The organism is Microbacterium sp. K41 (genome assembly GCF_004794395.1).
Classification (GTDB): Bacteria; Actinomycetota; Actinomycetes; order Actinomycetales; family Microbacteriaceae; genus Microbacterium; species Microbacterium sufflavum.
In genome coordinates this window covers 1-11302 of sequence record NZ_SSDO01000437.1, presented here as the reverse complement: position 1 = coordinate 11302, position 11302 = coordinate 1, and the positions used below count along the sequence as shown (strand labels likewise).

The 11302-nt window shown below is 70.6% G+C and carries 11 protein-coding genes and 1 pseudogene; 10 read left to right on the top strand and 2 right to left on the bottom strand.

Features of this window, described 5'->3' with window-relative positions:
* The 10 genes from DW309_RS13780 to DW309_RS13735 form a co-directional block, all read left to right on the top strand.
* The coding region (locus tag DW309_RS13780) for an LAVTG motif-containing sortase-dependent surface protein (protein ID WP_136045694.1) at positions 1–181 on the top strand (181 nt) is incomplete at its 5' end.
* Between the two features lie 107 nt (positions 182–288).
* The gene (locus tag DW309_RS13775) at positions 289–1314 is read left to right on the top strand and encodes an Lrp/AsnC family transcriptional regulator (RefSeq protein WP_136045693.1); all 1026 of its coding nucleotides are present in this window, start codon (positions 289–291) and stop codon (positions 1312–1314) included.
* Positions 1315–1429: 115 nt separating this feature from the next.
* A complete protein-coding gene (locus tag DW309_RS13770; protein ID WP_136033798.1) occupies positions 1430–2920 on the top strand; it encodes an aldehyde dehydrogenase family protein in 1491 nt (496 codons plus the stop codon).
* Positions 2917–3675, top strand: coding sequence for a gamma-glutamyl-gamma-aminobutyrate hydrolase family protein (locus tag DW309_RS13765; protein WP_168387279.1), 759 nt, complete (start codon positions 2917–2919; stop codon positions 3673–3675). The genes DW309_RS13770 and DW309_RS13765 overlap by 4 nt, the downstream gene beginning before the upstream one ends.
* The gene (locus DW309_RS13760; RefSeq protein ID WP_136033794.1) at positions 3672–4139 is read left to right on the top strand and encodes a DUF3830 family protein; all 468 of its coding nucleotides are present in this window, start codon (positions 3672–3674) and stop codon (positions 4137–4139) included. The genes DW309_RS13765 and DW309_RS13760 overlap by 4 nt, the downstream gene beginning before the upstream one ends.
* Positions 4140–4185: 46 nt before the next feature.
* Positions 4186–5271 carry an ABC transporter substrate-binding protein gene (locus DW309_RS13755; protein WP_136045691.1) on the top strand — a complete coding sequence of 362 codons (1086 nt, stop codon included), beginning with the start codon at positions 4186–4188 and terminating at the stop codon, positions 5269–5271.
* Entirely contained in the window at positions 5268–6095 is an 828-nt protein-coding gene (locus DW309_RS13750) for an ABC transporter permease (RefSeq protein WP_136037433.1), read from the top strand. Before DW309_RS13755 ends, DW309_RS13750 begins: the two co-directional genes overlap by 4 nt.
* 2 nt (positions 6096–6097) lie before the next feature.
* A complete protein-coding gene (locus DW309_RS13745; RefSeq protein WP_206252167.1) occupies positions 6098–6898 on the top strand; it encodes an ABC transporter permease in 801 nt (266 codons plus the stop codon).
* A complete protein-coding gene (locus DW309_RS13740) occupies positions 6898–7941 on the top strand; it encodes an ABC transporter ATP-binding protein (RefSeq protein ID WP_136045690.1) in 1044 nt (347 codons plus the stop codon). Before DW309_RS13745 ends, DW309_RS13740 begins: the two co-directional genes overlap by 1 nt.
* 147 nt (positions 7942–8088) lie before the next feature.
* A complete protein-coding gene (locus DW309_RS13735; RefSeq protein WP_136045689.1) occupies positions 8089–9858 on the top strand; it encodes an alkaline phosphatase family protein in 1770 nt (589 codons plus the stop codon).
* Between the two features lie 32 nt (positions 9859–9890).
* Here DW309_RS13735 and DW309_RS13730 read toward each other — a convergent pair whose 3' ends face one another.
* Both DW309_RS13730 and DW309_RS13725 read right to left on the bottom strand, forming a co-directional pair.
* On the bottom strand, positions 9891–10949 hold the full coding sequence (locus DW309_RS13730; protein ID WP_136037430.1) for an LLM class flavin-dependent oxidoreductase: 1059 nt from the start codon (positions 10947–10949) through the stop codon (positions 9891–9893).
* Between the two features lie 28 nt (positions 10950–10977).
* Positions 10978–11302: pseudogene (locus DW309_RS13725) on the bottom strand (PqqD family protein); the annotation flags it as partial.

Genomic DNA, 11302 nt, shown 5'->3' with positions numbered 1-11302 from the left:
GGGCCAGGGCGGCTCGGGCGGCGCGAGCGACGGCGATCTCGCGACGACCGGTGCCGACAGCGTGCCGTACATCGTCGCCGCGGTCGTGCTGCTCGCCGCGGGCCTCGGCCTGTTCGCGCTGCGCCGCCGTCGTGCGCTGGCGACGGAGGCCTCGACGGTGGAGTCCACCGAGGCGGAGTAGCCGCCCGCGTGACCGAGGGCGCCGTCGGGGCTTCGGCTCCGGCGGCGCCTTCGCGCGTCGTGGTCCTGGGATAACCTTCACGTGCCCGAACCCGCGAAGGAGAACCCGTGCCCGCGAACGATGTGATGGCCGACGAGACCGACCGGATCGTTGCCGCGGCCCTACAGGTGAACGGGCGGGCGTCGTGGGGTGAGATCGCGCGCGCCATCGACCTGCCGGAGCGCACGGTCGCCCGCCGTGGACAGCGTCTGCTCGATCGCGGCCTCGTACGGGTCTCCACCTACGTCGACCCGGCGAGGGTGCTGCACGCCCGGGCCGTGCTGTTCCGCATCACGACCGAGCCGCACGCGCTGTGGCACGTCGCCCGCACCCTCGCGCGGCGCACCGACGCCTCCTCGGTGTCGGTCCTGGAGGGCAGCAGCGACATCGCGGGCATGCTGCTCCCCCACGACGACGCGTCGATCCGCGAGCTGCTGTTCACCGATTTCCCGGAGGTCGACGGCATCGCGTCGATCAACGTCACCACGGTGCTGAAGTTCTTCCGCTCGGGGCACGACTGGCGGGTGGGCGTGCTGACCGACGAGCAGGTGCGCATGCTCGACGAGTCGTCGGGCTCGGAGGTCGATCCGGCCGATGCGCTGAGCGCCGACGAGGAGGCGCTGATCCGGCTGCTGCTGAAGGACGGGCGGATGCCGGTGGCGCAGCTCGCCCGCGCCCTGGGCCTCAACGTGACCACGACCCGGCGCCGCATGGAGTCGCTGAACCGGCGCGGTCTGATGCATCCGCGCACCGAGATCGTGCCGAGCCTGTTCGGGCTGGGCCTGGAGGCTCTCGTGTGGCTGCGCGTGCCGATGGACCGGCTGGAGAAGGTGGGCACGGCTCTGGCCGCGGCTCCGGAGGTGAAGTTCATCGTGGCGACGACGGGCACCTCGCAGCTGCTCATGAACGTGCTGGTGACCGATGCCGACGCGTTCTACGACTTCCTCACGGGACCGGCGGTCGCGGGGCACGACGGGCTCGAGGTCGTGGAGTCGCTCGTCGTGATCACCCCGGTGCTTCGCGGCTCGCTGATCGTCGACGAGGCGCCCGAGGCGCTGGCGCAGGACATGCCGACGGGAGCCATCCGGCTATAGGCCGATTCTGTTACGGGAGTGTAAAGAAGTGGCGAGATCGTTCGCTATAGCTTGACCTAGTGGCGAAATAGGGCGAGTATCCTCTCCAGGGCCATCACCCCTGGAGAGGACGATCGTGTTCACGGCTACTGGAGACGACTGGGCGGACCGCGCGGCGACGCTCACCCTGCGCACCCGCATGTTCATCGACGGCGCGTGGGAGGACGGCACCGCCGAGCCGCTCGCCCCCGTCAGCCCGCGTGACGGTCGCGCCCTGCCGCCCATCGCCGCCGCCTCGGACGCCGACGTCGACCGCGCCGTCCGCTCGGCCCGCGCCGCGTTCGACTCCGGCGTCTGGTCGCGCATCGCCCCCCGCGAGCGCGGGCAGCGCCTGATCGCGTTCGCGCAGCTCATCCACGACAACGCCGAAGAGCTCGCCCTCACCATCTCGCTGGAGATGGGCAAGCCCGTGCGCGAGGCCCTGCAGACCGAGCTGCGCGCCGTGGTGAACTGCTTCCGCTGGTACGGCGAGGCCGTCGACAAGGTGCTCGACGAGCTGCCCGTCACCGCGCCGGGAAGCCTCGCCCTCGTCACCCGCGAACCCGCCGGTGTGGTCGCCGCCGTCGTACCGTGGAACTTCCCGCTCACGATGACCGCGTGGAAGCTCGCCCCCGCGCTCGCGGTCGGCAACAGCGTGGTGCTCAAGCCCGCCGAGCACACCACCTTCTCCGCGCTCCGCCTCGCCGAGCTCGCGCACGAGGCGGGCATCCCCGCCGGCGTGCTCAACGTCACCCCCGGTGCCGGGCACATCGCCGGCCGGGCCCTCGGCGAGCACCACGACGTCGACGTCGTCACCTTCACCGGCTCCCCCGAGGTCGGCCGCCGGTTCCTCGGCTATGCCGCCGCCTCGAACGGCAAGCGGGTGTGGCCCGAGCTGGGCGGCAAGACCGCGAGCCTCGTGCTCCCCGACGCCGACCTGGAGCGCGCCGTGCGGGCGACCGCCGACGGCTGCTTCTACAACCAGGGCCAGATGTGCACGGCCTCGTCGCGGCTGCTCGTGCCGCGGGCGCAGCGTGACCGCGCCCTGGAGATCGCCGCCGACGTGGCCCGCACCACGCTCCCTGCCGACCCGTTCGACGTGGGCACCTCGATGGGCGCGATCGTCAGCGAGAAGCAGCTCTCCGGCATCGCCGGCTTCGTGGAGCGGGCACAGGCCGAGGGCGGCGAGCTGGCGGCCGGCAGCCCCGAGCGCTTCGCCGCGGTCGACGGCGGCAGCTACTTCGCCCCCGTCGTGCTCGGGGTCACCCCGCAGCACGAGGTCGCACAGCGCGAGGTGTTCGGCCCGGTGCTCTCGGTCATCGCGTACGACGACGTGGAGGAGGCTCTGGCCATCGCCAACGGCACCGAGTACGGGCTCGCCGCCGCGCTGTGGAGCACCGACCTCAACGCCGTGCACACCCTCTCGCGGCGCCTGCGCGCCGGGGTCGTGTGGGTCAACTGCTTCGAGGAGGGCGACATGACCATCCCGTTCGGGGGCGTCAAGGGCTCCGGCTTCGGGCGCGACAAGAGCCTGCACGCGATGGAGAAGTTCACCGACCTCAAGACCACCTGGATCGAGTTGTCGTGACCCGCCCGCTCATCGGCATCACCACGTGGCGCCGCCTCATCGACACCGACCTCGGCACGGGTCGCCCGGCCCACACGCTCGGTGCCGAGTACGCCGCGCCGGTCGAGGCGGCCGGCGGCGCCGTCGTCCTGCTGCCGCCCACCGGCGGGGTGGACGAGGTGCTCGACCGTCTCGACGGGCTGGTGCTCTCCGGCGGGGAAGACGTGCACCCCTCCCGCTACGGCGCCGCCCCGCAGGACGGCAAGACATACGACTCCGCCCGCGACGGCTACGAGATCGCCCTGGCCCTCGGCGCCCGCGATCGCGGCCTCCCCGTGCTCGCGATCTGCCGCGGCCTGCAGGTGAGCACCGTCGCCTTCGGCGGCTCGCTGATCGTCGACATCCCCGCCACCGAGCACCACCATCCGGTGCGCGGCGCCGACGAGCAGCTCTCGGCACGGCACCCCGTCGTGTTCGCCGAGGACAGCCGCCTCGCCGCCCTGTACGGCACGACCGAGCGGATCGTGAACACCATCCACCACCAGTCCGTCGATCGGTCCGCGCCCGGCCTGCGGCCCGTAGCCTGGGCGCCCGACGGCATCGTCGAGGCCGTCGAGACCGACGGCGAGTGGCCCTTCTGGGCGGTGCAGTGGCACCCCGAGAAGATGATCGACCCCGATGAGGCCGCCGAGGAGCGCCCGCTGTTCGCGGCGTTCGTCGAGGCCGCCCGTGAACGAGCGGCGGAATCCTCCGCCGCGAAGAAAGGAACCCGATGACCAAGCAGATCTTCCTCGAGTACGAGAACGGCGTCCGCGCCGTCGCCACGCTGTTCGAGGACCTCGCCCCCCGCACGTGCGAGGCGATGTGGGGCGCGCTGGAGAAGCCGGTCACCATGCAGACCATGCACGCGATGTACGCCGGGCCCGAGGTCATGATGGGACTGCCCGAGGAGGCGCAGAACTTCGACCCTGAGGCCGTGCCCGCCGAGAACCAGCAGGTCGTGCCCGCACCCGGTGATCTGCAGTGGTACTGGCAGCGCCCGATGCAGATGGGCGGACTGCCGTTCGAGTGGTATGAGATCGGCGTCTTCTACGATCGTGGTGCCCGTATTCTCGGCCCGCTCGGATGGACACCCGTCAACATCTGGGCCGGCATCACCGAAGGACTCGCGGAGTTCGCTCAGGAGAGCGCCGCGATCCGCATCGACGGAGCGAAGCAGCTCACCCTCGGACGCCTCTAGGCGTCACCCCTCCCCCCGTGCTGGACCCATCCCGAAGGAGCAGTGCATGAACACCCGCAGAATCCTCACCGCCGGAGCGCTCGTCGCCACCGGCGCCCTCGTCCTCGCCGGCTGTGCCGCCGGTGACGACGAGTCCTCCGCGTCCGGCGGCGAGAAGGAGTTCGCCGGCGAGACCCTGGTCGTCACGTCGTTCGGCGGCGACTGGGAGAAGGCCTTCATCGAGGCCGTCGTCGACCCGTTCGAAGAGGAGACGGGCGCGAAGGTCGAGCTGATCACCCTGTACAGCGCCGACGCGCTCGCGCAGGTCACCGCCCAGAAGGCGAGCCCGCAGATCGACGTCGTGCACTTCTCCGGCGGCCAGGAGTTCACCGCCGCCGAGCAGGGCCTCATCGCGCCGATCGCCGCCGACGACCTGTCGGAGTCCGGCGACCTGATCGACATCGCGACCGCCGGTCTCGAGCGCGGCGAGGGCCCCGTCATCCAGCTCGCCCCGATCGGCCTGGTCTACAACACCGAGGCGGACGCTCCGGCGCCCACCTCGTGGGAGGACCTGTTCGACGACGCGTACGCCGGTCACATCGCGCTGACCGACTTCTCGAACACGTACGGCGTGCTGTCGATGCTGCGGGTGGCCGACACCCTCGGCGGCGGCATCGACGACCCGTCCGAGGCGATCTCGGAGCTCGGGGCCCTGGCCTCGTCGGGCGACGCGATCGTGGTGCCGACCTCGCCCGACCTGCAGACCGCGTTCGCCCAGCGCGACACCTGGCTCGCCCCGTACGCCATGGACTACGCGGGCACGCTGCAGGACGCGGGTCTCCCGGTGGAGTTCATCGTGCCCGAGGAGGGTGCGACGGCGTCGCTCATCACCGCGAACGTGGTCGAGGGTCGCGACAACCCCGACCTGGCGAAGCTGTTCATCGACTTCGAGCTGCGCCCGGAGGCGCAGGCCGTCTTCGCGGAGAACATGCGCTACTCCCCGGTCAACACCAAGGCCGAGCTGTCGGACGAGGCGGCCGAGTCCGTGCTGACCGGCGACGAGCTCGACGACGTCGTCGTCTACGCGCCCGGCGACATCGCCGCGTCGCGTCAGGCGTGGACCGACGAGTGGAATGCGCTGATCACCAAATGAGCGTCCGAACCCGTAGGGAGCCCTGGCTCCTGCTCCTGCCGGCGATCGTGCTGCTCGCGCTCGCCTTCCTCACCCCGGTGGCCGGCATGCTTCTCATGAGCGTGCAATCGCCGGCAGGCGGGTTCACCCTCGACAACTTCACCCGCTTGTTCGCGAGCGAATATCACCTCCAGGCGGCGCTGCGTTCGCTCCGCCTGGGGGTGATCCAGACGGTGATCACGCTGGTCATCGCCATCCCGCTGTCGTACATCATGGCCAGGGCCGGCTCGAAGGTGCGCTCGTTCCTGCTGATCGTGGTGATCCTGCCGCTGATGACCAGCGTCGTGGTGCGCACGTTCGGCTGGGTGGTGCTGATGGGTCCGTCGGGCCTGATGATGCAGATCCCCGGCGCGGAGCTCCTCGTCGGCGGCACCCAGGGCTTCCTCGGCACCGAGACGGGCGTGGTGATCGCGATGGTGCAGGTGCTCCTGCCGTTCGCGGTGCTCAGCATCCTCGGCGTGATCTCCGGCATCAGGCCGCAGCTGGAAGAGGCGTCGCGCACGCTCGGCGCCGGCTTCTGGCGCACGCTGCGCCACGTGGTGCTGCCGCTGTCGGTGCCGGGCATCGTCGCGGGCGCCTCGCTGGTGTTCGTGCTGTCGGTGAGCTCGTTCATCACCCCCCGCTTCATCGGCGGCTCGCAGATCCCCGTGTTCGCGCAGACCATCTACGTCGACGCGACCACCAACCTCGACTGGGCGTTCGCGGCGGCGCAGGCCGTGCTGCTGTTCGCGGGCGTCATGCTCGTGCTCGCGGCCACGTCCCGGCTCGGGAAGCAGAAGGTGTGACCATGGTCCGTTCCGTTCCGATCCTCGGCCGGATCCTCGCGATCCTGCTCGGCGTCGTCGTGACGCTGTACATGCTCGTGCCGCTGCTCGTCGTCGCCGGCGCCTCGGTGGGCGAGAACCGCTTCCTCACGTTCCCCGGTCAGGGCTTCACGCTCGACTGGTACGTGGAGGCGCTCACCTCCGACACCTACCTGGAGCCGTTCCGCCTGAGCCTCGTGGTGGGTGTGACGGTCGCGATCGTCGCCGCGGCGATCGGCACGGCGGCCGCGCTGGCGCTCACCCGCTTCCGCGTCCCCGGCGGGGCCGCGATCCAGGCGCTGCTGATGTCGCCGCTGACGATCCCCACGATCATCCTCGCCATCGGTGCGCTGTCGATCGCGTCCCTGACGATCGGCTCGCCGAACGTCGGCGTGCTGATCGCGATCCACGTGGTCATCGCGATCCCGTACGTGATGCGCACCGTGACCGGGGTGATGACGCGCGCCGACCACTTCACCGAGGAGGCCGCGCGCACCCTCGGCGCCAGCACCTGGAACCGCTACCGGCTCGTCGTGCTCCCCATCGCCCGCCCCGGCATCGCGGCCGGCGCGTTCTTCGCCTTCAACATCTCGTTCGACGATGCGGTCATCGCCCTCTTCCTGCGCACCCCGCAGCTGGAGACGCTGCCCATCGCCATCTACGGCCAGCTGGAGTTCAGCACGTCGCCCACCGTGGCGGCCGTCTCGACCCTCATGGTCCTGCTCACCGTCGTCCTCATGATCGTCCTCGAACGCATCATCGGCCTGGGAAGGTTGTTCGTCTGATGACAACGCTCACCATCACCTCACTCACCAAGGACTTCAAGGGGACGAAGGTGCTCAAGGGCATCGACCTCTCGATGCGGTCCGGCGAGTTCGTCTCGCTGCTCGGTCCGTCGGGCTGCGGCAAGACCACGCTGCTCCGCTGCATCGCCGGGCTCGAGTCGCCCAGCAGCGGCACGATCGAGATCGCGGGACAGGACGTCACGAAGCTGCCGCCCGAGAAGCGGCACCTCGGCATGATGTTCCAGAGCTATGCGCTGTTCCCGCACATGAGCGTGGTCGAGAACGTGCGCTTCGGGCTGCGGATGGCCGGCGACAAGCCCAAGGCCGAGCAGAAGGAGCTCGCGGTGCGGGCGCTGGAGCGCGTGCAGATGGGTCACCTCGCCGACCGCATGCCCGCCCAGCTGTCCGGCGGCCAGCAGCAGCGCGTGGCCCTCGCCCGAGCGATCGCGTTCGAGCCGCGGGTGCTGCTGCTCGACGAGCCCCTGTCGAACCTCGACGCGCGACTGCGGGAAGACATGCAGGTGGAGCTGAAGGAGCTGCACCGCACCCTCGGCCTCACCACGGTGTTCGTCACGCACGACCAGGAGGAGGCCATGAGCCTGTCCGACCGGATCGTGCTGATGAACGGCGGCGTGATCGAGCAGGAAGGTGCGCCCGCCGAGCTGTACGGCTCCCCGCGCACCCCGTTCGCGGCGGACTTCATCGGGGCGGCGAACCTGCTCCCCGCGACCCGTTCCGGTGTGACCGCGACCGTCGACGGCACGGGCGTGCAGGTGCCGCTGACCGGTGCGGGCGCCGACGGCTCGGGCGAGGTGGTGCTGCGTCAGGAAGACCTGCACCTGGCGCCGACCGTCGGCGCGGACGCCCCGGTGGCGGTCGAGGTCGTGGCGCACGTGTACCGCGGTGCCGACGTGGTCTACATCGTCGAGTTCGCCGGGAAGCGGCTGCGCGTCGTCCGCCCCCGCCACGAGCAGCCGATCCCCGAGGGCCCTGCCGGCCTGGGCTGGCGCGACGGCGCCGTGCTCTGGATCCCCGCCGCCTGACCCGCCCTCATCCATTCACAACTCCGGAGTTCTCGGGCGACACGCCGTCTCCTGCGCTGCCATCCGGCCATGGGGCTCGATTTCTCCGGAGTTGTGAACAGCGCCCGACCCCTGCGGAGCCGCCCCGCCCGGTCATAGGATCGGCGCATGGCCGACGAAGACTCCCCCTCCCCGTCTCCCGCCCCCCGCGACACGTCCCGCCGCGGGTTCTTCAAGGTGGGGGGTGCCGCACTCGCGGGGGCCGTCATCGGCGGGGCCGGAGGCGCGGCGATCGGCGCGTCCGTGGCGGGGAACAACCCGCGCGACGGCTTCGCGACCGGCGATGATCCGTTCGCCGCCCTCACGCCGCGGAAGGAGCCGGGCTTCGACCACGTGGTCGTGGTGATGGGCGAGAACCGCTCGTTCGACAACCTGCTCGGCTACCTCTACACGAAGGACACGCTGCCGAAGGGCGAGACGTTCGAGGGTCTCGCGTTCGGCTCGCACAGCAACACGGCCGCCGACGGCACCGTGGTCGATGCGCATGTCTACCAGGGCGACACCGACCGGATCATGAGCCTGCCCGACCCCGACCCGGGCGAGGAGTACCCGCACGTCAACACCCAGATCTTCGGCACGGTCGACCCGAAGACCAACGCCGACCTGTTCGTCGACCAGATGTCCGCGCCGTTCAACGCCCCGACGCACGGTGAGAAGGCGACGATGTCGGGCTTCCTTGAGGACTACATCATCAACTTTCGGCGGCTCCGCGGCGGCACGGAGCCGAGCGTCGACGAGGCCCGGCACATCATGGGCTCGTTCTCGCCCGAGATGCTGCCGGTGCTGTCGACCCTGGCGTCGGAGTTCGCCGTGTTCGACCACTGGTACGCGGCCGTCCCCTCGCAGACGTTCTGCAACCGCTCGTTCTTCCACGCGTCCACCTCGCACGGCTTCGTCACGAACCAGGCCGGCGGCGGCTACAAGAAGTGGATCGACGCCCCCGCGGCACCCACCGTGTTCAACCGGCTGGAAGACGCGAAGGTCAGCTGGAAGATCTACATCGACAAGCTGCAGCTCGTGTCGTTCACGGGCATGCTGCACGCCGCGGTGCTGGAGAAGTACTGGCGCACCGAGCACTTCGGCACGATGGAGGACTTCTACGCCGACGCGAAGAACGGCACCCTCCCCGCCTACGCGTTCATCGAGCCGCGGATGGTCTACGACCACAACGACTTCCACCCGCCGTTCGGGTCGCCGCGGGAGAGCGTGGTCGACGGCGAGCCGGTGTTCGACAGCGCCATCTCGGACGTGCGCGCCGGGGACCGCCTGATCCACGACATCTACGAGGCGGTGCGCACGAGTGCGACCCCCGACGGCTCGAACGCCGTGAACACCCTGCTGCTCATCACGTTCGACGAGCACGGCGGCTGCTACGACCACGTGCCGCCGCCCGCCGCCACGAAACCGACGCCCGACACGAAGGCCGGCGAGATGGGCTTCACGTTCGACCGTCTGGGCTGCCGGGTGCCCGCGATCGCGGTGTCGGCGTACACACGCCGCGGCACCATCATCCACGACGAGATGCACCACGGCTCGGTCACCGCGACGCTGTCGCGGTTGCACGGCCTGAAGCCGCTCAACGACCGTGACCAGTCGGCGAACACGCTCATGAACGTGGTGAACCTCGACAGGCCGCGGCATCCGGCCGACTGGCCCGTGACCACCCCGGCCTACACGCCGCCGAACCCCGAGGAGGGCACGCCGCAGCCGAACGAGGCGGACCACCTCAAGCCGCTGACCCCGCCGGCACGCGGGCTGCTCGGCCTGCTCATCGCGCGCTACGGCACGCCCGGCGAGCCCGAGCCGCAGACCTTCGCCGACGCGTACAAACTCCTGCACGAGCACGGCGAGGAGCTGTTCGGCCCCGCGAAGGGCTGATCCGAGCCGCGGACGGCGCGGGGCGACCGGCGTCAGGCGACCGGGTCGCCCTGCACGGGTCCCTCGGTGTTCGGCTTCCACCCGAGCGCCGGGGCCACGTGCTCCGCGAACGCCTCCAGCACGTGCAGGTTGTACTCCGGGCCGAGCTGGTTGGGGATCGTGAGCATGAGGGTGTCCGCGGCCATCACGGCCTCGTCCGCGAGCAGCTGCTGGATGAGCACGTCGGGCTCGGCGGCGTAGGTCTTGCCGAACGTGGAGCGGAACCCGTCGATCACGCCGATCTGGTCGCCGTTCTCCTCGCTGCGCAGCCCGAAGTAGGCGCGATCCATGTCGGAGATCAGCGGGAAGACGCTGCGGCTCACCGACACCCGCGGGGTCCCGGTGTGCCCGGCCTCCTTGTACGCGGCGCGGAACAGGTCGATCTGCTCGCGCTGCAGCTCGTGGAACGGCTGTCCCGTGGCCTCGGTCACGAGGGTCGAGCTCATCATGTTGAGGCCCTGGCGTCCGGTCTCCTCAGCCGTGGCGCGCGAGCCGGAGCCCCACCAGATGTGGTCGCGGAGGGTGGGCGACTGCGGCTCGATGGCCAGGTACTGCCCGGCACCCACCATGCGCGGGTCGCCAGGGGCGAGGCGCTCCCCGTCGATGGCGCGCAGGAAGATCTCGAACTTCTCGCGCGCCAGCACACTGCCGCGCTCCGGGTCCTCGGTGTCGCGGAAGCCGAACGTCTCGTAGCCGCGCAGCGCGGTCTCGGGTGAACCACGGCTCACGCCGAGGGCGATGCGGCCGTCGGCGATGAGGTCGAGCGCGGCGGCCTCCTCCGCGAACTGGAAGGGGTTCTCGTAGCGCATGTCGATCACGCCGGTGCCGACCTCGATGCGCTCGGTGCGCGCGGCCATCGCGGTCAGCAGCGGCATGGGCGAGGCGGCCTGGCGCGCCCAGTGGTGCACGCGCACGTACGCGCCGTTCACGCCCAGCTCGTCGGCCCCCTCCGCGATCTCGATCGTCTGCTTCAGCATGTCGCCCGCGGTGCGGGTCGCCGAGCCGGGCACGTCTGCGTAGTGCCCGAAGGAGAGGAATCCGAAAGCCTTCATGATGTATTCGAACGCATGGATGCCGCGTCTATTCCCCCGGTGTCAGGAAGCCGTCCCGCACGAGGGAGCGGATCTTCGGCTCCAGGTCGGCCCACAGGTCCGCCAGCGGCACGTCGAACAGGTCAGCCAGCGCGCCGACGATCTGCGCCACCGTGAGCTCCCCGTCGCACGCGCCGACGAACCCGGCGAGCGCGGAGTCCACCCCCACCGTGCGCGCGAAGCCACCGCCCTGCCGCAGCTCGATCACGCTGGGGTCGTCGTCGCCCGGCATGAGGTGTCTGGCCTCGGTCACGTCGGGCGCCACGAGCAGCGTCGACGGCAGCCCCGCCGCGAGCACGTCGTGCGCGGCGAGC